Here is a 22,439-nt window from a genome sequence, read left to right on the forward strand (position 1 = left end):
CGGCAGACGTGAGAAAGGCCCCGCCCAATTGGGCGGGGCCTTCTACGTGGAGCCCCCCAACGGAATCGAACCGTTGACCTTCTCCTTACCATGGAGACGCTCTGCCGACTGAGCTAGGGGGGCCAGTTGCTTTTCGAGGTCTCCCTCGCGGCAACGAAATAGATCATACCCCGAACAGTCCCGTGCTCCCAACTACGCCCGCACGATCAGTACGCGGGCTGCAACAGCCCTCCGAGCGAGTTGCACGCGGACACGATCCGCTGCATGTCCCGCTTGGTCAACGAGGCGTCCACCGGCAGCGCCAACGTCTCGAAGGCCGCCATCTCGGTCTCGGGCAGCGGCACACAACGCCGGAACGCGGGCATGCGATGCACCGGCGCCTTCACCGGCACCCGGCAGTCAACTCCCCTGGCCCGCAAGGCCCGAGCGAAGGCATCCCGATCGGGCCGCCCATTGCCGGGCACCCGCACGACGTACTGCTGATAGGTGTGCCCGTCCCCGTCGTCGGGCGTCCGCACACCCCTCAACTTGAGATCGAGAAACGCCGCACGCTGCCGCCGCTGAGCGATCTCGTCGTACGGCGCCTCGGACTCCCCGTGCTGCAGCACCAGCAGCCCGTGCCGCTGCCCGATCTCAAGCATCCGCCCCATGTCGGCCGGCCGCCCGAAGCGGTGTACGACAACGACAGCCGCTGTCCGAGGAGTTGTGGCCGCCTCGACAGTCGACGGATCAAGGCAGTACGTCACTGGATCTATGTCGGCGAACACCGGCAGCCCACCGGCCTGGATCACGGCCTCGGCGACTTCCACGTTCCCGAAGGCCGGCACGACGACCTCGTCACCGACTCCGACGCCGGCGGCCCTGAGCATTGCAGCAGTACCCATGCTCTGGATGGTTGCCGCGCGACGTGAACGTCAAGTGACACACAACAAAAAAGGGTTGGACCCCGAACCGAAGTTCAGGATCCAACCCTTTCAATATTTGTTCGGCGGTGTCCTACTCTCCCACAGGGTCCCCCCTGCAGTACCATCGGCGCTGTAAGGCTTAGCTTCCGGGTTCGGAATGTAACCGGGCGTTTCCCTCACGCTATGACCACCGAAACACGGTGAAACAAACACTTCAACCGCACCACTGCCGTGACCATGGCAATGGGGTTGTTCGTGGTTTCAGAACCAACACAGTGGACGCGAGCAACTGAGGACAAGCCCTCGGCCTATTAGTACCAGTCACCTCCACCCGTTACCGGGCTTCCAGATCTGGCCTATCAACCCAGTCGTCTACTGGGAGCCTTAACCCCTCAAAGGGGGTGGGAACACTCATCTCGAAGCAGGCTTCCCGCTTAGATGCTTTCAGCGGTTATCCCTCCCGAACGTAGCCAACCAGCCATGCCCTTGGCAGAACAACTGGCACACCAGAGGTTCGTCCGTCCCGGTCCTCTCGTACTAGGGACAGCCCTTCACAATGTTCCTGCGCGCGCAGCGGATAGGGACCGAACTGTCTCACGACGTTCTAAACCCAGCTCGCGTACCGCTTTAATGGGCGAACAGCCCAACCCTTGGGACCGACTCCAGCCCCAGGATGCGACGAGCCGACATCGAGGTGCCAAACCATCCCGTCGATATGGACTCTTGGGGAAGATCAGCCTGTTATCCCCGGGGTACCTTTTATCCGTTGAGCGACGGCGCTTCCACAAGCCACCGCCGGATCACTAGTCCCGACTTTCGTCCCTGCTCGACCCGTCGGTCTCACAGTCAAGCTCCCTTGTGCACTTACACTCAACACCTGATTGCCAACCAGGCTGAGGGAACCTTTGGGCGCCTCCGTTACTCTTTAGGAGGCAACCGCCCCAGTTAAACTACCCATCAGACACTGTCCCTGATCCGGATCACGGACCCAGGTTAGACATCCAGCACGACCAGACTGGTATTTCAACGACGACTCCACAGACACTGGCGTGCCCACTTCACAGTCTCCCAGCTATCCTACACAAGCCGAACCGAACACCAATATCAAACTATAGTAAAGGTCCCGGGGTCTTTCCGTCCTGCTGCGCGAAACGAGCATCTTTACTCGTAGTGCAATTTCACCGGGCCTATGGTTGAGACAGTCGAGAAGTCGTTACGCCATTCGTGCAGGTCGGAACTTACCCGACAAGGAATTTCGCTACCTTAGGATGGTTATAGTTACCACCGCCGTTTACTGGCGCTTAAGTTCTCAGCCTCGCCCAACCGAAGTTGGACTAACCGGTCCCCTTAACGTTCCAGCACCGGGCAGGCGTCAGTCCGTATACATCGCCTTACGGCTTCGCACGGACCTGTGTTTTTAGTAAACAGTCGCTTCTCGCTGGTCTCTGCGGCCACCCCCAGCTCATGAAGTACATTCAATCACCGGTGATGGCCCCCCTTCTCCCGAAGTTACGGGGGCATTTTGCCGAGTTCCTTAACCATAGTTCACCCGAACGCCTCGGTATTCTCTACCTGACCACCTGAGTCGGTTTAGGGTACGGGCCGCCATGAAACTCGCTAGAGGCTTTTCTCGACAGCATAGGATCATCCACTTCACCACAATCGGCTCGGCATCAGGCCTCAGACTATATGTGATCCGGATTTGCCTAGACCACGTCCTACACCCTTACCCCGGGACAACCACCGCCCGGGATGGACTACCTTCCTGCGTCACCCCATCACTCACCTACTACCACCTTGGGTCAGCGGCTCCACCACTTTCCTTTCCCCGAAGGGTCCGGAACGGCTTCACGGCTTTAGCATTAATGGGCTCGATGTTTGACGCTTCACAGCGGGTACCGGAATATCAACCGGTTATCCATCGACTACGCCTGTCGGCCTCGCCTTAGGTCCCGACTTACCCTGGGCAGATCAGCTTGACCCAGGAACCCTTAGTCAATCGGCGCACACGTTTCCCACGTGTGTATCGCTACTCATGCCTGCATTCTCACTCGTAAACCGTCCACGACTGGCTTCCGCCGCCGCTTCACCCGGCATACGACGCTCCCCTACCCATCCATACAGGCGTTGGCCCTGTTGTATGAATGACACGACTTCGGCGGTACGCTTGAGCCCCGCTACATTGTCGGCGCGGAATCACTAGACCAGTGAGCTATTACGCACTCTTTCAAGGGTGGCTGCTTCTAAGCCAACCTCCTGGTTGTCTCTGCGACTCCACATCCTTTCCCACTTAGCGTACGCTTAGGGGCCTTAGTCGATGCTCTGGGCTGTTTCCCTCTCGACCATGGAGCTTATCCCCCACAGTCTCACTGCCGCGCTCTCACTTACCGGCATTCGGAGTTTGGCTAAGGTCAGTAACCCGGTAGGGCCCATCGCCTATCCAGTGCTCTACCTCCGGCAAGAAACACACGACGCTGCACCTAAATGCATTTCGGGGAGAACCAGCTATCACGGAGTTTGATTGGCCTTTCACCCCTAACCACAGGTCATCCCCCAGGTTTTCAACCCTGGTGGGTTCGGTCCTCCACGAAGTCTTACCTCCGCTTCAACCTGCCCATGGCTAGATCACTCCGCTTCGGGTCTTGAGCGCGCTACTATACCGCCCTATTCGGACTCGCTTTCGCTACGGCTTCCCCACACGGGTTAACCTCGCAACACACCGCAAACTCGCAGGCTCATTCTTCAAAAGGCACGCAGTCACGAGATATGTGCAAGCACATATCCGACGCTCCCACGGCTTGTAGGCACACGGTTTCAGGTACTATTTCACTCCGCTCCCGCGGTACTTTTCACCATTCCCTCACGGTACTATCCGCTATCGGTCACCAGGGAATATTTAGGCTTAACGGGTGGTCCCGCCAGATTCACACGGGATTTCTCGGGCCCCGTGCTACTTGGGTGTCTCTCAAACGAGCCGTTGACGTTTCGACTACGGGGGTCTTACCCTCTACGCCGGACCTTTCGCATGTCCTTCGCCTACATCAACGGTTTCTGACTCGCCTCACAGCCGGCAGACTGTGAAAGAGAGATCCCACAACCCCGCACACGCAACCCCTGCCGGGTCTCACACGTATACGGTTTGGCCTCATCCGGTTTCGCTCGCCACTACTCCCGGAATCACGGTTGTTTTCTCTTCCTGCGGGTACTGAGATGTTTCACTTCCCCGCGTTCCCTCCACACACCCTATGTGTTCAGATGTGGGTGACAGCCCATGACGACTGCCGGGTTTCCCCATTCGGAAACCCCCGGATCAAAGCCTGGTTGACGACTCCCCGGGGACTATCGTGGCCTCCCACGTCCTTCATCGGTTCCTGGTGCCAAGGCATCCACCGTGCGCCCTTAAAAACTTGGCCACAGATGCTCGCGTCCACTGTGCAGTTCTCAAACAACGACCAACCACCCACCACCCCACCCCTAACGGGACGAGTTCACTGGGGTCGGCACTGAAGGCAGCCATACCGGCCGTACCCTCAGACACCCAACAGCGTGCCCGGCCCACTCGCCGCTTCCCTCATTCGTTCCACGCCCCGAAGGACAGTACTGGAAGGAGAAGACGATCAAGTGTGCCGAATAATCAACGTTCCACCCATGAGCAACCACCGCCGGACGTGTGCCGACGTAATGGCCCTGGACCACCAAGCGTGCTTGGCGGCCTAGATGCTCCTTAGAAAGGAGGTGATCCAGCCGCACCTTCCGGTACGGCTACCTTGTTACGACTTCGTCCCAATCGCCAGTCCCACCTTCGACAGCTCCCTCCCCGTGAGGGGTTGGGCCACCGGCTTCGGGTGTTACCGACTTTCGTGACGTGACGGGCGGTGTGTACAAGGCCCGGGAACGTATTCACCGCAGCAATGCTGATCTGCGATTACTAGCAACTCCGACTTCATGGGGTCGAGTTGCAGACCCCAATCCGAACTGAGACCGGCTTTTTGAGATTCGCTCCGCCTCACGGCATCGCAGCTCATTGTACCGGCCATTGTAGCACGTGTGCAGCCCAAGACATAAGGGGCATGATGACTTGACGTCGTCCCCACCTTCCTCCGAGTTGACCCCGGCAGTCTCCTGTGAGTCCCCACCACCCCCGAAGGAGCGTGCTGGCAACACAGAACAAGGGTTGCGCTCGTTGCGGGACTTAACCCAACATCTCACGACACGAGCTGACGACAGCCATGCACCACCTGTACACCGACCACAAGGGGGCTGACATCTCTGCCAGTTTCCGGTGTATGTCAAGCCTTGGTAAGGTTCTTCGCGTTGCGTCGAATTAAGCCACATGCTCCGCTGCTTGTGCGGGCCCCCGTCAATTCCTTTGAGTTTTAGCCTTGCGGCCGTACTCCCCAGGCGGGGAACTTAATGCGTTAGCTGCGGCACCGACGACGTGGAATGTCGCCAACACCTAGTTCCCACCGTTTACGGCGTGGACTACCAGGGTATCTAATCCTGTTCGCTCCCCACGCTTTCGCTCCTCAGCGTCAGTAATGGCCCAGAGATCCGCCTTCGCCACCGGTGTTCCTCCTGATATCTGCGCATTTCACCGCTACACCAGGAATTCCGATCTCCCCTACCACACTCTAGTCTGCCCGTATCGAATGCAGACCCGGGGTTAAGCCCCGGGCTTTCACATCCGACGCGACAGACCGCCTACGAGCTCTTTACGCCCAATAATTCCGGACAACGCTTGCGCCCTACGTATTACCGCGGCTGCTGGCACGTAGTTAGCCGGCGCTTCTTCTGCAGGTACCGTCACTTGCGCTTCTTCCCTGCTGAAAGAGGTTTACAACCCGAAGGCCGTCATCCCTCACGCGGCGTCGCTGCATCAGGCTTGCGCCCATTGTGCAATATTCCCCACTGCTGCCTCCCGTAGGAGTCTGGGCCGTGTCTCAGTCCCAGTGTGGCCGGTCGCCCTCTCAGGCCGGCTACCCGTCGTCGCCTTGGTGAGCCACTACCTCACCAACAAGCTGATAGGCCGCGGGCTCATCCTGCACCGCCGGAGCTTTCAACCCCCACCCATGCGAGCAGAAGTATCATCCGGTATTAGACCCCGTTTCCAGGGCTTGTCCCAGAGTGCAGGGCAGATTGCCCACGTGTTACTCACCCGTTCGCCACTAATCCCCACCGAAGTGGTTCATCGTTCGACTTGCATGTGTTAAGCACGCCGCCAGCGTTCGTCCTGAGCCAGGATCAAACTCTCCGTGAATGTCAACCCGTAATCGGGTCAGCACACATGAGAGCGGAACAGTCAGGCGGAATAAGCCCGACCGTTCACAGCGTCCTCGCTGTGTTTACTGCTTCAAAGGAACCTCAACCCACAGACACAAGCCTGTGAGCCGGGGCATCAACATATCTGGCGTTGATTTTTGGCACGCTGTTGAGTTCTCAAGGAACGGACGCTTCCTTTGTACTCACCCTCTCGGGCTTTCCTCCGGGCAGTTTCCCTTCGTTCCTGCTATTTCTTTCTGGTCTTGCGTTTCCGACTCTATCAGACCGTTTCCGGATCCGATTTCCTCGGTGCTTTCCAGGTTTCCGCTTTCGCGTTTCCCTTTCCGGCGACTCCGACTTTATCAGAAGTTCTGAGTCGGAATTTCCACCCGCTCGGGCCGGTCCCTGGTGCACAGTTGCACCGGGTTCCCTTGCAGGCGGAGCCGTAAACCTACTGGAGCGGGGCTCCTCGATGCAAATCGAGGAGCCCCGCTCCAGGTTGACGCCCTCCGGGCCCGTCAGACCTCCACGACGACCGGGAGGATCATCGGGCGCCGGCGGTAGTTGTCCGACACCCATTTGCCCAGCGTGCGGCGGATGAGCTGCTGCATCTGGTGGGGCTCCACCACGCCGTCCTGTGCCGAGCGCTCCAGCACCTCGGCGATCCTCGGGACGACGTCGGTGAAGGCCGAGTCGTCGATGCCCGAGCCGCGGGCCTGGATGTGCGGGCCGCCCGTGATCTTCCCCGTGGACGAGTCCATCACCACGAAGACCGAGATGATGCCCTCGTCACCGAGGATCCTGCGATCCTTCAGGGTGGGTTCGCCGACATCGCCGACCGAGAGTCCGTCGACGTACACGTACCCGGCCTGGACCTTGCCGGAGATCTTCGCCTTGCCCTCGATGAGGTCGACGACCACGCCGTCCTCGGCGATGACGATCCGGTCGTGCGGAACGCCCGTCATGGCGCCCAGCTCGGCGTTGGCCCGCAGATGGCGCCATTCGCCGTGGACCGGCATCAGGTTGCGCGGCTTGCAGATGTTGTAGAAGTACAGGAGCTCGCCGGCCGAGGCGTGGCCGGAGACGTGCACCTTGGCGTTGCCCTTGTGGACGACCTTCGCGCCCCATCGGGTCAGGCCGTTGATCACGCGGTACACCGAGTTCTCGTTACCGGGGATCAGCGACGAGGCCAGGATCACCGTGTCGCCCTGGACGATACGGATCTGGTGGTCCCTGTTGGCCATGCGGGACAGCGCTGCCATCGGCTCGCCCTGCGAACCCGTACAGACCAGCACGACCTCGTGGTCCGGGAGGTCGTCGAGGGTCTTGACGTCCACCACCAGGCCCGGCGGGACCTTCAGATAGCCCAGGTCCCGGGCGATGCCCATGTTACGGACCATCGAGCGGCCGACGAAGGCGACCCTGCGGCCGTACTCGTGGGCCGCGTCCAGGATCTGCTGGATGCGGTGGATGTGGCTCGCGAAGCTCGCCACGATGACCCGCTTGCTGGCGCCCGCGAAGACCTGGCGCAGCACGTTCGAGATGTCGCGCTCGGGCGGAACGAAGCCCGGGACCTCGGCGTTCGTCGAGTCGGAGAGAAGGAGGTCGATGCCCTCTTCGCTCAGCCGTGCGAATGCGTGCAGGTCCGTGAGGCGGCCGTCCAGCGGGAGCTGGTCCATCTTGAAGTCGCCCGTGTGGACCACCATGCCCGCAGGGGTACGGATGGCGACCGCGAGGGCGTCCGGAATGGAGTGGTTGACCGCGATGAACTCGCAGTCGAAGGGGCCGATGCGCTCGCGGTTCCCCTCCGTCACCTCAAGGGTGTACGGGCGGATCCGGTGCTCCTGGAGCTTCGCCTCGATGAACGCGAGGGTCAGCTTGGAGCCGATCAGCGGGATGTCCGGCTTCTCCCGCAGGAGGTAGGGGACGGCGCCGATGTGGTCCTCGTGGCCGTGCGTGAGGACGATGCCCTCGATGTCGTCGAGGCGGTCCCTGATGGACGTGAAGTCCGGCAGGATCAGGTCGATTCCGGGCTGCTCCTCCTCGGGGAAGAGGACGCCGCAGTCGACGATGAGCAGGCGGCCGCCGTACTCGAAGACGGTCATGTTGCGGCCGATCTCGCCGAGGCCGCCCAGCGGGGTGACCCGGAGGCCGCCCTTCGGGAGCTTCGGCGGAGCGCCGAGTTCAGGATGCGGATGACTCAAAAGACTCTCCTCACCACACGCGCCACGTACCGGTAAGGCACGTGGCGCGCATGACGTTCGTGCAAAAGCAGTTGTTGGATGTGGACTGCGGACACAGTTGTCCCGCGTATTCAGTTGTGAAGTCTGATGTCAGAGCTGTACCCCGCCGGCGGCAAGATCGATCTTGAGCTGGGCGATCTCGTCGGCCGTCAGCTCGACCATCGGAGCGCGCAGGGGTCCGGCGGGCAGGCCCTGGAGGGCGAGCGCGGCCTTGGTGGTCATGACGCCCTGGGTGCGGAACATGCCGGTGAAGACCGGGAGCAGCTTCTGGTGGATCTCGGTGGCCTTCTGGACGTCGCCAGAGACGTACGCCTCGACCAGAGTGCGCAGCTCCGGTGTGACGACGTGGCCGACGACCGAGACGAAGCCGACCGCGCCCACGGAGAGCAGCGGCAGGTTCAGCATGTCGTCGCCCGAGTACCAGGCGAGGCCGGAGCGGGCGATGGACCAGCTGGCCCGGCCGAGGTCGCCCTTGGCGTCCTTGTTGGCGACGATCCGGGGGTGCTCGGCGAGCCGGACGATCGTCTCGGTGCTGATCGGGACGCCGCTGCGGCCCGGGATGTCGTACAGCATGACCGGGAGTTCGGTGGCGTCGGCGATGGCCGTGAAGTGCCGGTACAGGCCCTCCTGCGGGGGCTTGTTGTAGTACGGCGTGACGGTCAGGAGGCCGTGCGCGCCGGTCTTCTCCGCCGCGCGGGCCAGTTCGACGCTGTGGTGGGTGTCGTTCGTGCCGACGCCCGCGATGATGTGGGCCCGCTCGCCGACCGCCTCCAGTACGGCTCGTACGAGATCCGATTTCTCCGCGTCGCTGGTGGTCGGGGACTCGCCGGTGGTGCCGTTGATGACCAGGCCGTCATTGCCTGCGTCCACCAGGTGGGTGGCGAGCCGCTGAGCGCCGTCGAGGTCGAGCGCGCCGTCCGCCGTGAACGGCGTGACCATGGCGGTGAGGACCCTCCCGAAGGGGGTCTGCGGAGTGGAGGTCGGAGCCATGGGTACCACGCTACTCGCTGCTCAGGGCGCGGTCTGCCCTAGGGGTGCGGGAAAAGTCAGGACAAATAAGGAGCCCGGCACTGCCTGCTCGGGGGTTCAAGCAGTGCCGGGTCCGTTTGATCAGGCTAGATGAACCTCTCGAAATACCGCAATACGGACACCTCGCGAGGCTGATCCGCACATCTGTGCCCGGCGGTAGAACACGCGCGTGCGTCTGTCCTACGGTGCGACCCTGCCGTTCTTGTTGAAGGCCGCGTGAGTCAGCGGCATGAGCCCGGCCCATGCCGCCTCCATCTTCTCGCCGACCATCTCGATCTCCCGCTGCGGGAACGACGGCACCTTCGCCAGCTCGTGCTGTGTGCGCAGGCCGAGGAAGTGCATCAGGGAGCGGGCGTTGCAGGTCGCGTACATCGACGAGAACAGGCCGACGGGGAGGACCGCACGGGCGACCTCGCGGGCGACGCCCTGCGCGAGCATCTGCTGGTAGTTCCGGTACGCCTGGCGGTACGCGTCCTCCATGGCGTGCTCGACGATTCCGTGCTGCTCTGGGGTGCCCTCGACGAAGACGTACTTGCCGGGTCGGCCCTGCTGGACGAGCTTGCGCGAGGTGTCCGGCACGTAGAACACGGGCTGCAGCTCCCGGTATCGTCCGGATTCCTCGTTGTACGACCATCCCACCCGGTGCCGCATGAACTCGCGGAAGACGAAGATCGGGGCGCTGATGAAGAACGTCATGGAGTTGTGCTCGAACGGGCTGCCGTGCCGGTCTCGCATGAGGTAGTTGATCAGCCCGGTCGAGCGCTCCGGGTCCTTGTCCAACTCGTCCAGGGACTGCTCCCCGACGGTCGACACACGGGCCGCGAACAGCACGTCGGAGTCCGACGCGCTGGATTTGACCAGCTCGACGGTCACATCGCTACGCAGGTCGATCTTGAACTCGTCGTCGGGGGTGGGCGTCACGGTTCGGAGAGTCCTTCCCATCTCGTCATTCGGCGACGCCACTCTACGGCCCGCCAAACGGGACGTTCGCCATCGTCACAGAGTTAAGTTGGTGAAACCGGGCACCATTTGGGGCGCTCGCTCGTCTGTACAGACAGCAGCGAATCGTTCGATTCTCAGAGTTCGATCCCCAAGGGAGAAGTACCCCCATGTTGCGCCGGCGCGAGCCCGTACCGTTCGCCTTCATCGCCGAAGCCGACAAGTTCCGCAGCAATGTCGCTCCACCGCCCCGTGAGCGCGCGTCCGCCGGTGACATAGCCGGGCGCTGGCTCCTGGGGCTCACCATCGTCGCCGGGCTCGTCGGCTCCCTGGTCCTCGGGATGCCCGCCCTGTCGGTCGATCAGGCCGGCGGGCAGACACAGCAGTCCCAGGCGGCCGACAGTCGTTGAGGGCCATCGGGCTGCGGCCGAATGGCGTGGTCCGGCCCTCCTCGCACCCCCAAGGCTGGTGACAAGGCAGCCGGCTGTATAACCTCACCGGGCACAGCCCGCGCATGGAATTGAGTGAGGACCAGCCGTGCCCCTGCCCTTCCTTACGGCCGACCGCGCCTCCGACGAGGCCGCGGCCGGCGTCGCGCTGCCGTTCGACGACCGCGACCGCTGGCGGCGCCCGTACCGGCCCGGCCCCTGGCGGGTGGGCGTGGCGGCGCTTCTGCTGCTGCTCGCCTCGTACGTCCTGTTCGCGGCGGTCATCATCGCGGCCACCGGCGAGTTGTCCGGCGGCGCGGTCTGTCTCGGCATCGCGCTGGGCGTCATCGCCACCGCACTGCGGCTGCTGCGCACCGGCGTGTGGGTGAGTGCGCGCGGGCTGCGCCGGGTGGGGTTCCTCGCCACGCGGACGACGCGCTGGGAGAAGGTCGTCGCCGTACGGACGGTGCAGCAGCCGGTGCGGTGGCTGGGTCTGCCGCGCACCGTGCAGGGGCAGGCACTGGTCCTCGTACGCCGGGATCGGGCCGCTGACGATCTGGCGCCGCTGCTCACCACGCACAACGCCGACTTCCTGGGGCGTATGGCGGCGTTCGACCGGGCGGCGGACAGCATCGAGGCGTGGGCCGCGGAGTTCGGGCGGGGCTAGGCAGCACCACAGCGAACAGCGAGGGGCCGGTCCGCGGTTGCGGGCCGGCCCCTCGTAGCGTGTGTTCAGGCCGGCTGGGCCGGTGTCCTGCCGTCGTGCAGGGCGATCGCGCGCTGCATCGCCTTGCGGGCGCGGGGGGTGTCGCGGGCGTCGTGGTAGGCGACCGCGAGGCGGAACCAGTTGCGCCAGTCGTCGGGGGCCGACTCCGTCTCGGCCTTGCGTCTGGCGAAGACCTCGTCGGCCGAGTCGCGGTCGACCCGGCCGCTCGGGGTGCGCCTCAACTCGTCGGCGGGCAGGCCGCCTTCGGCGTCCAGCTCGGCGGCGAGACGGTTGGCGTTCCGGACGAACTGGGTGTTCTTCCAGAGGAACCACACGCCGATCACCGGCAGGATCAGGACCGCCACACCGAAGGTGACGGTCAGGAGCGTGCCGGTCTGTATGAGCATGACCCCGCGGCTGCCGACCAGGGCGAAGTAGAAGACCAGGACGGCGGCCGTGAGGGCGTAGGAGAGCTTCGCGCGCATGATGTCCCTCAGCCGAGGTCGAGGAAGTGTTCCAGGCCGAAGGTGAGGCCCGGGGTGTCCACGACACGGCGCGCGCCGAGCAGGATGCCCGGCATGAAGCTGCTGTGGTGCAGCGAGTCGTGGCGGACGGTCAGCGTTTCGCCCTCGCCGCCCAGCAGGACCTCCTGGTGGGCCAGGAGGCCGCGCAGGCGTACGGAGTGCACGGGCACCCCGTCGACGTTCGCGCCCCGGGCGCCGTCCAGGGCGGTGACAGTGGCGTCCGGGGCCGGAGCCGAGCCCGCCTTGGCCCGGGCCTCGGCGATGAGCTGCGCCGTGCGCGCGGCGGTGCCGCTGGGCGCGTCCACCTTGTTCGGGTGGTGCAGCTCGATCACCTCGACCGACTCGAAGTAGGGCGCCGCGATCTGCGCGAACTTCATCGTCAGTACGGCCCCGATGGAGAAGTTGGGCGCGATGAGCACGCCCGTCTCCGGGGACTGGGCCAGCCAGCCGGTGAGCTGCGCGAGGCGGTCGTCGGTCCAGCCGGTGGTGCCGACGACCGCGTGGATGCCGTGGCGTACACAGAAGTCGAGGTTGCCCATCACCGAGGCGGGGGTGGTCAGTTCGACCGCGACCTGGGCGCCCGTGTCGGCGAGCGTCTCCAGCTTGTCGCCCCGGCTGAGGGCGGCGACCAGTTCCATGTCCTCGGCGGCCTCGACCGCCCGTACCGCCTCGGATCCGATACGGCCGTTGGCGCCGAGGACCGCCACGCGCAGCTTGCTCATGTTCTTGCTTCCTTACCGGATGGACTCGGGTGTCGGACGGATACGTCGGACGGGTACGGCTGTCAGGCGACGGCCTCGTGCAGACGTGCGGCCTGCTTGTCCTTGAGCGGGCCGATGACCGCCAGCGACGGGCGCTGTCCCAGGATCTCGCGGGCGACCTCACGGACGGCGTCCGGGGTGACCTCGGCGATCCGGGCCAGCATGTCGTCGACGGACATCTGGTCGCCCCAGCACAGTTCGCTCTTGCCGATACGGTTCATCAGCGCGCCCGTGTCCTCCAGGCCGAGGACCGTGGAGCCGCGCAGCTGGCCGATGGCGCGGCCGATCTCCTCGTCGGAGAGGCCGTGCTCGGCGACGTGGTCGAGTTCGTCGCGGCAGATCTTCAGCACGTCGTGGACCTGCGAGGGCCGACAGCCCGCGTACACCCCGAAGAGGCCGCAGTCGGCGAAGCCTGACGTGTACGAGTACACGCTGTACGCGAGGCCCCGCTTCTCCCGGACCTCCTGGAAGAGGCGGGACGACATGCCGCCGCCCAGGGCCGTGTTGAGCACGCCGAGGGCCCAGCGGCGTTCGTCCGTGCGGGCCAGGCCCGGCATGCCGAGGACGACGTGGGCCTGTTCGGTCTTGCGGCCGAGCAGTTCGACGCGGCCGCTCGTACGGAGGCTCCGGCGGCCGTCGCGCGGGGCGATCGGCGTGGCGTCGAGGTGCTTGAGGGAGCCCGCCTTCTCAAAGGCCGCGCGGACCTGGCGTACGACCTTGTTGTGGTCTATGTTGCCGGCCGCCGCCACGACGAGGTGGGTCGGGTCGTAGTGCTTCTTGTAGAAGCGGCGGATGCGGTCCGCGGTGAGGGCGTTGACCGTGTCGACCGTGCCGAGGACCGGGCGGCCGAGGGGGGTGTCGCCAAGCATGGTGTGCGCGAACAGGTCGTGCACACAGTCGCCCGGGTCGTCCTCCGTCATCGCGATCTCTTCGAGGATGGCGCCGCGTTCGACGTTGACGTCCTCTTCGAGGATCAGGGAGCCGGTCAGCATGTCGCAGACGACGTCGATGGCGAGCGGGAGGTCGGTGTCGAGCACGCGCGCGTAGTAGCACGTGTACTCCTTCGCCGTGAACGCGTTCATCTCGCCGCCGACCGCGTCGATCGCCGAGGAGATGTCCAGCGCCGACCTGCGGGTCGTGCCCTTGAAGAGCAGGTGCTCCAGGTAGTGCGTGGCGCCGTTCAGGGTCGGCGTCTCGTCGCGGGAGCCGACGTGGGCCCAGATGCCGAAGGTCGCGGAGCGGACCGAGGGCAGGGTTTCGGTGACGATGCGCAGGCCGCCGGGGAGGGTGGTCTTACGGACCGTGCCGATGCCGTTGGTGCCCTTGATCAGGGTTTGGGTACGGGCGACGGCCCGCGCCTCAGAAGAGGTGCGGGCCGTCGCCGTGGAGCTGCTCGACGTCACTGGTCGGTGTCGTCCTTCTTGTCGTCCTTGTCGTCGCTGTCTTCACCCTCGATGACAGGGATGAGGGACAGCTTGCCGCGGGAGTCGATCTCGGCGATCTCGACCTGGACCTTCTGGCCCACGCCGACGACGTCCTCGACGTTCTCCACGCGCTTGCCGCCGGCGAGCTTGCGGATCTGCGAGATGTGCAGCAGTCCGTCCTTGCCCGGGAGCAGCGACACGAACGCACCGAAGGTGGTGGTCTTGACGACCGTACCCAGGTAGCGCTCGCCGACCTCCGGCATGGTCGGGTTGGCGATGCCGTTGATCACTGCGCGGGCGGCCTCGGCCTGCGAGCCCTGCGCGGCACCGATGTAGATGGTGCCGTCGTCCTCGATCGTGATGTCGGCGCCGGTGTCCTCCTGGATCTGGTTGATCATCTTGCCCTTGGGGCCGATGACCTCACCGATCTTGTCCACGGGGATCTTGACCGTGATGATCCGCGGGGCGTTCGGGGACATCTCGTCCGGCGTGTCGATCGCTTCCATCATCACGTCGAGGATGTGGAGGCGGGCGTCACGGGCCTGCTTGAGAGCGGCGGCCAGGACGGAGGCCGGGATGCCGTCCAGCTTGGTGTCCAGCTGGAGGGCGGTCACGAACTCCTTGGTGCCGGCGACCTTGAAGTCCATGTCGCCGAAGGCGTCCTCCGCACCGAGGATGTCGGTGAGGGCGACGTAGTGCGTCTCGCCCTTGATCTCCTGGGAGATCAAGCCCATGGCGATACCGGCGACGGGGGCCTTCAGCGGCACACCGGCGTTCAGCAGCGACATGGTGGAGGCGCAGACCGAGCCCATGGACGTCGAGCCGTTGGAGCCGAGGGCCTCGGACACCTGACGGATCGCGTAGGGGAACTCCTCGCGCGTCGGGAGGACCGGCACGATCGCGCGCTCGGCGAGCGCGCCGTGGCCGATCTCGCGGCGCTTCGGGGAGCCGACGCGGCCGGTCTCGCCGACGGAGTACGGCGGGAAGTTGTAGTTGTGCATGTAGCGCTTGCGCGTCACCGGGGAGAGGGTGTCGAGCTGCTGCTCCATGCGGAGCATGTTGAGGGTGGTGACGCCCAGGATCTGGGTCTCGCCACGCTCGAACAGCGCCGAGCCGTGCACGCGCGGGATGGCCTCGACCTCGGCGGCGAGCGTACGGATGTCCGTGACGCCACGGCCGTCGATGCGGACCTTGTCCTTGATGACGCGCTCACGGACCAGGGACTTGGTCAGCGAGCGGTAGGCCGCGCTGATCTCCTTCTCGCGGCCCTCGAACTGCGGGAGCAGCTTCTCGGCGGCGAGACCCTTGACGCGGTCCAGCTCGGCCTCGCGGTCCTGCTTGCCCGCGATGGTGAGCGCCTGCGACAGCTCGTCCTTGACGGCGGCCGTGAGGGCCTCCAGGACGTCGTCCTGGTAGTCGAGGAAGACCGGGAACTCACCGGTGGGCTTGGCGGCCTTCGAGGCGAGGTCGGCCTGGGCCTTGCAGAGGACCTTGATGAAGGGCTTCGCGGCGTCCAGACCGGCGGCGACGACCTCCTCGGTCGGCGCCTCGGCGCCGCCCGCGACCAGCGCGATGGTCTTCTCGGTGGCCTCGGCCTCGACCATCATGATCGCGACGTCGCCGTCCTCCAGGACGCGACCGGCGACGACCATGTCGAAGACGGCGTCCTCGAGCTCGGTGTGCGTCGGGAACGCGACCCACTGGCCGTTGATCAGCGCGACGCGGACGCCGCCGATCGGGCCGGAGAAGGGCAGACCGGCCAGCTGCGTGGACGCGGAGGCGGCGTTGATCGCCACGACGTCGTACAGGTGGTCGGGGTTGAGCGCCATGATCGTGGCGACGACCTGGATCTCGTTGCGCAGGCCCTTCTTGAAGGACGGGCGCAGCGGGCGGTCGATCAGGCGGCAGGTGAGGATCGCGTCCTCGGAGGGCCGGCCCTCACGACGGAAGAAGGAACCGGGGATCTTCCCGGCCGCGTACATGCGCTCCTCGACGTCCACCGTGAGGGGGAAGAAGTCGAGCTGGTCCTTGGGGTTCTTGGAGGCGGTGGTGGCCGACAGCACCATGGTGTCGTCGTCCAGGTACGCCACGGCGGAGCCAGCGGCCTGCTTGGCCAGGCGGCCCGTCTCGAAGCGGATGGTGCGGGTGCCGAAGGAACCGTTGTCAATGACGGCCTCGGCGTAGTGGGTCTCGTTCTCCACTAGCGTTTTCTCCGATACTTTTTCGTCTTTTGTCCCGTCCTGCCCGTGTGGCAGAGGGACGTGGGGTCGGAGAAGCGCGCCTTCTGAGTGCGGGCCGGTCTTCGATCGAAGCACCCGGGGGTCGCAGTTCCCGGGGGCCACTACCGAGGACCGGCGGCGGCGAGGTGCACTTCTCCTCGTATGTGTCCTGCGCTTGCGTCCTGCGTTTGTGCCGTGCGTTTGTGTCCTGCGTATTGCGTTGTGCTACCACACTACAAAGAGGCAGTGACACTCCGCACGTTTCCGCACGTACGGCAAAGGGAGCGGCCCCCTAGAAGTGGGAACCGCTCCCTCTCACAGCGACTTACTTGGCGCCCGCCGCACCGCGGCGGATGCCGAGGCGGTCGACCAGCGCACGGAAGCGCTGGATGTCCTTCTTGGCCAGGTACTGGAGAAGGCGGCGACGCTGACCGACGAGGATCAGCAGACCACGACGGGAGTGGTGGTCGTGCTTGTGCGTCTTGAGGTGCTCGGTCAGGTCCGAGATACGGCGCGAGAGCATCGCGACCTGGACCTCGGGGGAGCCGGTGTCGCCCTCCTTGGTACCGAACTCAGAGATGAGCTGCTTCTTCACTGCGGCGTCGAGCGACACGCGTACTCCTCGTAGTCTTTGTAGTAGCCACCGAGTGCCCCTGGTCCACTTCTCAGGGGAGCTTCCGTAACTCGGGAGGCCGGGAATCCGCTGGGCGCGGCCTCCGGGGCTAATGACTCCGGGGGTGCGTACACAAACGGCCGTCGCCCAGGATACCAGCAGGCAGCGGCCGTCTTCACCGCGGTGTGCAAACAGTCCGGATGCCCGGGCTCGGCCACTAGGGTGAGAACACAGATCGTAGTTGTCGTATCACATACGTCGGAAAGGGGTCGCTTCGCCATGGCGGAGGCACAGGGCGCACAGGACACCACGGCCGCGCAGGACGAGGACGTCAAGGCGCGCAAGGAGCGGGAGCGGGATGAGCTGTACTCCCTCGACATCTCGGGCGTCGAGTGGCACAGCGCGCCCGGCACCGAGGAGCACGAGGAGCGGGTCGAGATCGCCTATCTCCCCGAGGGCGCGGTGGCCATGCGGTCGTCCCTGGACCATGACACCGTCCTCCGTTACACGGAGGCGGAGTGGACGGCGTTCGTGCTCGGGGCGCGCGACGGGGAGTTCGATCTGGAGCCGACGGAGCAGAACGGCGGGCTCGCGGCGGGTGCCGGTGCGGGTACGGATTCCGGCGGGGATGTGGAGTAGTTCGCCGCCCGGGAGAGGGGCGGGGCCGGCGCATCGCGCCGGCCCCGCCCCTCTTTTTTCGTGCGCTTTTCGGCGAAGTGCGTTGTCAGAGGGGCCGCCTACTATGCATGTGAGGTTGTGGCGGGTGTGGGGCGGAGGTGGGGCGGATGTCGTTCCGGTCGTGTCAACTCTCTTGCCGGAGAAGGCGGTTCGGGCACGGACGGGATCGGTTCCGGTCAGGCTGTGACGTAATGGACGGTCACTGAGGGGTGGACGGGCCTGCCGGGGCGGGGGTCGTGGTGATTAGGCTGGGTCGGGAGTACCGGGGGAAGAGCCAAGCAGATCGGACGACCTCCGCCGCCCGATGCCGGACGACGTGGACACAACCCACTGAAGAACCGGCTTCGGACGACATGCATACAGACGAGAAATGGTCGCCCCAGCACGGCAAGCGGGTGCTCGACCACATCAGGAGGAACTGTGAACAGCGATCGGGACGGGATCCGCGGGGGCTGGGCCACACCCGGCGATGACCAGTCCGACGCGGAGTCCGCCAGCGAGATGACGGGCGAGTTCACCATCGATTACGCGACGCCTGCCTGGTACACGCAGAACGCGTCGGGAGGGTCGGGGGCGTCGGGGGACGAGGACGAGACGGATGCCGAATCGAACGACGAGGCGGGCCCGGTGTCGGGCGACGACTCGGATACGGGTTCGGGTTCGGACACGGGTGTAGACGCGGACGGGGATGCGGATGCTCGTTCGGGTGCCGGTGTCGGCGATGCGAGTCCTGTGGGTGTGCCCCGGTTGCCGGTGAGCGGTGGGTTCCCGCCGGCGGCGCCGCAGTCGGGGGCCGCGGGTGGTCCCGCGAGCCCTACGGCTGTCCCCAGTTTTCCCGTGGGCGGATTCCACGCCCAGTGGACCCCTCCGGTGCCGGCGACCCCTCCGGCTCAGGCCGCTCCGCCGACCGCCGTGCAGCGCGACTTCACGGAGCCGGCGGTCTCGGCTGCCGACGGCGGTGAGTCCGGCGACGACTCCGGTGATGCGGCCTTCGAGGCCGAGGTTGTCGCCGCTGAGGTGAGTGTCCCGGAGCCCCTGGATGACGTCGATGCGGTGGGTGACGAGGGTACGGATGTTGACGAGGTCACCGACGAGGTGAGCGGTGCCGTGCCCGAGCTGCAGGACGACGCCGGTGACGCCGTGACGCCGCAGGATGTCGAGTCTGCGGACACTGAATCCGACGAGGAGGACGCGGAGTCCGAGGCAGTAGTGGCAACGGAAGTTGCCGCCTCGGAGCCCGTGGACGCCGAGCCGGTGGCTGCCGAGGTCGTCGACGTCGAGCCCGAGGACACCGCGTCGGCACCGAGCGCGGTCGACGACGTACGCGACTCCGCGCCGGTCGCGCCCGTGCGGGACTCGGTGCCCAGCGCACCGCTCAACCTGCCCCCGCTGCCGGAGGGCGCGCCCGGGACCGTACCGCCCGCTTGGGCTCCCCCGGCGACAGGTCAGGGCAGCGGACTGCCGCCGCTGCCCCCGTCGTACCAGCCGGCCGCTCCCATGACGGCCGGACAGTGGCCCGCGCAGCCGCAACCCCAGCCGCCGACGCGGCCGGAAGCCGCGCCTGTCCAGCCGCAGGCCGCGTCGGCCACGCCGGCACCGGGTCAGCCTCAGCCGCCTGCTGTGCCGGGCCAGCAGCCGCCCGCACCGTCGATGCAGCCCCCGTTCCAGCCGCAGGCCGCGCCAATCGCGTGGAACGCTCCCGCGCCCCCGCAGGCTGGGTACGGCTTCCCGCCGCCCAACCCGGCCGCGGCGGTCCCTGGGGTCCCTGCCCCGGCACCGGGTGCACCACCCGCTGGCTACGGATTCCCGCCGCAGGCGACTCCGGCTCCTCCCACAGGTCCCAACGCCCAGGGCGGGTACGGCTTCCCGCCTCCGGCCCCGAACGCTCAGGGCGGCTACGGCGTCCCGCAGCCGGGCGCGCCCAGGCCGACCCCGGCAGGCCCCAACGCCCAGGGCGGATACGGCTTCCCGCCCCCCGGCGCCCAACCCCCGGCGCCGAACGCCCAGGGCGACCACAACGTCCCCCAGCCGGGCGCACCCGCGCCGACCCCGGCGGGCCCCAACGCCCAAGGCGGGTATGGCTTCCCGCCCCCCGGCGCCCAGCCCCCGGCGCCGAACGCCCAAGGCGACCACAGCGCCCCCCAGCCGGGCGCATCCACGCGGACCCCGGCGGGCCCCAACGCCCAAGGCGGATACGGCTTCCCACCCCCCGGCACCCAACCCCAACCGCCGGCACCGAACGCCCAAGGCGACCACAGCGCCCCCCAGCCCGGAGCGCCCGCGCCGACCCCGGCAGGCCCCAACGCCCAAGGCGGATACGGCTTCCCGCCCGGCGCCCAACCTCAGCCCCCGACCCAGGCCCCGAACGCTCAGGGTGGCTACGGCTTCCCCCAGCCCGGCGCCCAGCCCCCGGCCCCGAACGCCCAGGGTGGCTACGACCTCCCGCAGCCGGGCGCACCCGTGCCGCCCCAGGCAGGCCCGAACGCCCAAGGCGGGTACGGATTCCCGCCCCCCGGCGCCCAACCCTCGACACCGAGTGCCCCCGCCCCGGCGCAGGATGGCCCGCTCTCGGGGTACGGATTCCCGCCCCCGGCAACGCCGCCCACGGGTCCCACCCCTCAGGGCGGCTACGGCTTCCCCCAGCCCGGCGCGCCCACCCCGGCTCCGGCCCCTGCTGGCCCCAACCCCCAAGGCGGGTACGGATTCCCGCCCCCCGGCGCCCAGCCTCCGGCCCCGGCCGCGCCCGGCCCGCAAGGCGACGGCAGCGCCCCCCAGCCCGGCGGTCAGCCTCCAGCTCCAGCCACCCCTGCTCCCACTCCGGGCACCCCGAGTGACACCCCTGCCCCGGCTCCCGGCACCCCGGGAGGCTCCACTCCCCCAGCTCCAGCCACCCCTGCTCCCGCTCCGGGCACGCCGAGTGGCAACCCTGCTTCCGCTCCGGGCACGCCCAGTGGCACCCCTGCTCCGGCTCCCGGCGCCCCGGGTGGCTCCACTCCCCCGGCTCCAGCCCCCGTCGGCAACCCGGCACCGGTGCCCCCCGCTCCCACTCCCAACCCCCAGGACGGGTACGGCTTCCCGCCTCCCGCTGGTTCTCCTGTGCCCCAGCCTCCGGCGCCGCAGCCCGGGTACGGCTTCCCGCACCCCGGTGGGCCCGGGGGCCCCGCCGGTGCGCCCGGTGGGTATGGGTTCCCCTTCCCGCAGGGGCCCGCGCAGCAGGCGCCGCCGCAGCCTCAGGTGCCGCAGCAGGCTGACGCGCCCCACCCGCACGCCGGGCCTCCGGCGCCCCCGCATGTACCGGGCGCCGTTCCCCCGTCGCCTCCGCAGCCGGCGTACGGCCAGCCCGGGGTTCCGCAGGGCGTGCCGCAGCCGCCCGTGGATCCGCGTACCGGGACCGCCTGGCCGCAGCCCATGCAGCACGACCAGCGGCAGATGACCAACCCCGGTGCCGCGCCGCTCGGTTACACCGCGGCCGTCGAGCTGTCCTCCGACCGGCTGCTCAACAACAAGAAGCAGAAGGCGAAGAGCGGGCGGCCCGCGGCCGCGCCCTCGCGGTTCAAGCTCGGCGGCAAGAAGGAGGAGGCCGAGCGGCAGCGGAAGCTGGAGCTGATTCGCACTCCCGTGCTGTCCTGCTATCGCATCGCCGTCATCAGCCTCAAGGGCGGGGTCGGTAAGACCACCACTACCACCGCGCTCGGCTCCACCCTCGCCACCGAGCGGCAGGACAAGATCCTCGCCATCGACGCCAACCCGGACGCCGGCACGCTCGGCCGCCGTGTGCGGCGCGAGACCGGGGCCACCATCCGGGACCTCGTCCAGGCGATCCCGTACCTCAACTCGTACATGGACATCCGGCGGTTCACGTCCCAGGCGCCGTCCGGTCTGGAGATCATCGCCAACGACGTCGACCCGGCCGTCTCGACGACCTTCAACGACGAGGACTACCGGCGCGCGATCGACGTACTGGGCAAGCAGTACCCGATCATCCTGACCGACTCCGGTACCGGTCTGCTCTACAGCGCCATGCGGGGCGTACTCGACCTCGCCGATCAGCTGATCATCATCTCGACGCCGTCCGTGGACGGCGCCAGCAGCGCCAGTACGACGCTGGACTGGCTGTCCGCACACGGGTACGCGGACCTGGTCTCGCGGTCCCTCACCGTCATCTCGGGGGTGCGCGAGACCGGCAAGATGATCAAGGTGGAGGACATCGTCTCCCACTTCGAGACGCGGTGCCGGGGTGTCATCACCGTGCCCTTCGACGAGCATCTCGCCGCCGGTGCCGAGGTCGACCTCGACATGATGCGGCCCAAGGTCCGCGAGGCGTACTTCAACCTCGCCGCCCTGATCGCCGAGGACTTCGTACGGCACCAGCAGATGCACGGGCTCTGGACCTCGGACGGCAACCCGCCCCCGGTCGCGGCCCCGCCGCTGCCGGGACACCAGCAGCAGATGCAGCAGCAGGCTCCGGGGCAGCCGCAGCCGTACCCGGCGGCTCCGCCCGTCCCGGGGCAGGGCCAGTACGTTCCGCCGCCGCCCGGCCAGCCGGGGCAGTACCCGCCGCCGCCCCAGCCCGGTCAGCCGTACGGCTATCCGCCGCAGCCTGGGCAGCCGTACCAGCCGCCTCAGCAGCAGGCCCAGCAGCCCGGCTACCCGCAGCCTCCGCAGCAGTAGCGGGCAGGGGACAATCGAGTAGGAGGGACGGGTCGCCCGT

Annotated in this window: 13 protein-coding genes, 1 tRNA gene and 3 rRNA genes; 4 read left to right on the top strand and 13 right to left on the bottom strand. The window is 66.7% G+C overall.

Annotated elements, in window-relative coordinates; all coding sequences use genetic code 11:
- Positions 1–47: 47 nt before the first annotated feature.
- The 8 genes from LUX31_RS10150 to thyX form a co-directional block, all read right to left on the bottom strand.
- Positions 48–123 (bottom strand) — tRNA-Thr (locus LUX31_RS10150).
- Positions 124–206: 83 nt separating this feature from the next.
- Entirely contained in the window at positions 207–869 is a 663-nt protein-coding gene (locus LUX31_RS10155) for a DegT/DnrJ/EryC1/StrS family aminotransferase (RefSeq protein ID WP_235479862.1), read from the bottom strand.
- Between the two features lie 114 nt (positions 870–983).
- A 5S ribosomal RNA gene (gene rrf, locus LUX31_RS10160) occupies positions 984–1,100 on the bottom strand.
- 96 nt (positions 1,101–1,196) lie between these two features.
- A 23S ribosomal RNA gene (locus LUX31_RS10165) occupies positions 1,197–4,318 on the bottom strand.
- A 315-nt stretch (positions 4,319–4,633) separates the two neighbouring features.
- A 16S ribosomal RNA gene (locus tag LUX31_RS10170) occupies positions 4,634–6,162 on the bottom strand.
- Together the 16S, 23S and 5S rRNA genes form the textbook arrangement of a ribosomal RNA operon.
- Positions 6,163–6,682: 520 nt before the next feature.
- Positions 6,683–8,368, bottom strand: coding sequence for a ribonuclease J (locus LUX31_RS10175; RefSeq protein WP_235474460.1), 1,686 nt, complete (start codon positions 8,366–8,368; stop codon positions 6,683–6,685).
- A gap of 129 nt (positions 8,369–8,497) precedes the next feature.
- On the bottom strand, positions 8,498–9,397 hold the full coding sequence (gene dapA, locus LUX31_RS10180; protein ID WP_235474461.1) for a 4-hydroxy-tetrahydrodipicolinate synthase: 900 nt from the start codon (positions 9,395–9,397) through the stop codon (positions 8,498–8,500).
- A 219-nt stretch (positions 9,398–9,616) separates the two neighbouring features.
- Positions 9,617–10,357: an FAD-dependent thymidylate synthase gene (thyX, locus tag LUX31_RS10185; protein WP_235474462.1), complete on the bottom strand. Its 741-nt coding sequence runs from the start codon at positions 10,355–10,357 to the stop codon at positions 9,617–9,619.
- 188 nt (positions 10,358–10,545) lie between these two features.
- Here thyX and LUX31_RS10190 point away from each other — a divergent pair, with 188 nt between their 5' ends.
- A complete protein-coding gene (locus tag LUX31_RS10190) occupies positions 10,546–10,785 on the top strand; it encodes a hypothetical protein (RefSeq protein WP_235474463.1) in 240 nt (79 codons plus the stop codon).
- 127 nt (positions 10,786–10,912) lie between these two features.
- Complete coding sequence (locus tag LUX31_RS10195; protein ID WP_235474464.1) at positions 10,913–11,470, top strand: hypothetical protein; 558 nt, start codon at positions 10,913–10,915, stop codon at positions 11,468–11,470.
- A 65-nt stretch (positions 11,471–11,535) separates the two neighbouring features.
- Here the strand turns inward: LUX31_RS10195 and LUX31_RS10200 are convergent, their stop codons facing one another.
- The 5 genes from LUX31_RS10200 to rpsO form a co-directional block, all read right to left on the bottom strand.
- On the bottom strand, positions 11,536–11,994 hold the full coding sequence (locus LUX31_RS10200) for a hypothetical protein (protein ID WP_235474465.1): 459 nt from the start codon (positions 11,992–11,994) through the stop codon (positions 11,536–11,538).
- Between the two features lie 8 nt (positions 11,995–12,002).
- On the bottom strand, positions 12,003–12,755 hold the full coding sequence (dapB, locus tag LUX31_RS10205) for a 4-hydroxy-tetrahydrodipicolinate reductase (RefSeq protein WP_235474466.1): 753 nt from the start codon (positions 12,753–12,755) through the stop codon (positions 12,003–12,005).
- 62 nt (positions 12,756–12,817) lie between these two features.
- On the bottom strand, positions 12,818–14,197 hold the full coding sequence (locus tag LUX31_RS10210) for a M16 family metallopeptidase (protein ID WP_235474467.1): 1,380 nt from the start codon (positions 14,195–14,197) through the stop codon (positions 12,818–12,820).
- Positions 14,194–16,419, bottom strand: coding sequence for a polyribonucleotide nucleotidyltransferase (locus LUX31_RS10215; RefSeq protein ID WP_235474468.1), 2,226 nt, complete (start codon positions 16,417–16,419; stop codon positions 14,194–14,196). The genes LUX31_RS10210 and LUX31_RS10215 overlap by 4 nt, the downstream gene beginning before the upstream one ends.
- 343 nt (positions 16,420–16,762) lie before the next feature.
- Positions 16,763–17,050 (bottom strand): 30S ribosomal protein S15, encoded by a 288-nt coding sequence (gene rpsO / locus LUX31_RS10220; protein ID WP_189149835.1) that lies wholly within the window; start codon positions 17,048–17,050, stop codon positions 16,763–16,765.
- Between the two features lie 279 nt (positions 17,051–17,329).
- Between rpsO and LUX31_RS10225 the strand changes: the two genes are divergently transcribed.
- Both LUX31_RS10225 and LUX31_RS10230 read left to right on the top strand, forming a co-directional pair.
- Positions 17,330–17,689, top strand: coding sequence for a DUF397 domain-containing protein (locus LUX31_RS10225; RefSeq protein WP_235474469.1), 360 nt, complete (start codon positions 17,330–17,332; stop codon positions 17,687–17,689).
- A gap of 459 nt (positions 17,690–18,148) precedes the next feature.
- Positions 18,149–22,399 carry an SCO5717 family growth-regulating ATPase gene (locus LUX31_RS10230; protein ID WP_443045945.1) on the top strand — a complete coding sequence of 1,417 codons (4,251 nt, stop codon included), beginning with the start codon at positions 18,149–18,151 and terminating at the stop codon, positions 22,397–22,399.
- The last annotated feature ends 40 nt before the right edge of the window (positions 22,400–22,439 follow it).

The sequence above is a fragment of the Streptomyces sp. GQFP genome (assembly GCF_021545335.1).
In the GTDB taxonomy this organism is placed as follows: domain Bacteria; phylum Actinomycetota; class Actinomycetes; order Streptomycetales; family Streptomycetaceae; genus Streptomyces.

Bases quoted from the DNA above. Each gene is read 5' to 3' on its own strand.
- LUX31_RS10155 (WP_235479862.1), bottom strand. From the start codon at position 869: ATGCTCAGGGCCGCCGGCGTCGGAGTCGGTGACGAGGTCGTCGTGCCG.
- dapA (WP_235474461.1), bottom strand. From the start codon at position 9,397: ATGGCTCCGACCTCCACTCCGCAGACCCCCTTCGGGAGGGTCCTCACC.
- LUX31_RS10190 (WP_235474463.1), top strand. From the start codon at position 10,546: ATGTTGCGCCGGCGCGAGCCCGTACCGTTCGCCTTCATCGCCGAAGCC.
- LUX31_RS10200 (WP_235474465.1), bottom strand. From the start codon at position 11,994: ATGCGCGCGAAGCTCTCCTACGCCCTCACGGCCGCCGTCCTGGTCTTC.
- dapB (WP_235474466.1), bottom strand. From the start codon at position 12,755: ATGAGCAAGCTGCGCGTGGCGGTCCTCGGCGCCAACGGCCGTATCGGA.
- LUX31_RS10225 (WP_235474469.1), top strand. From the start codon at position 17,330: ATGGCGGAGGCACAGGGCGCACAGGACACCACGGCCGCGCAGGACGAG.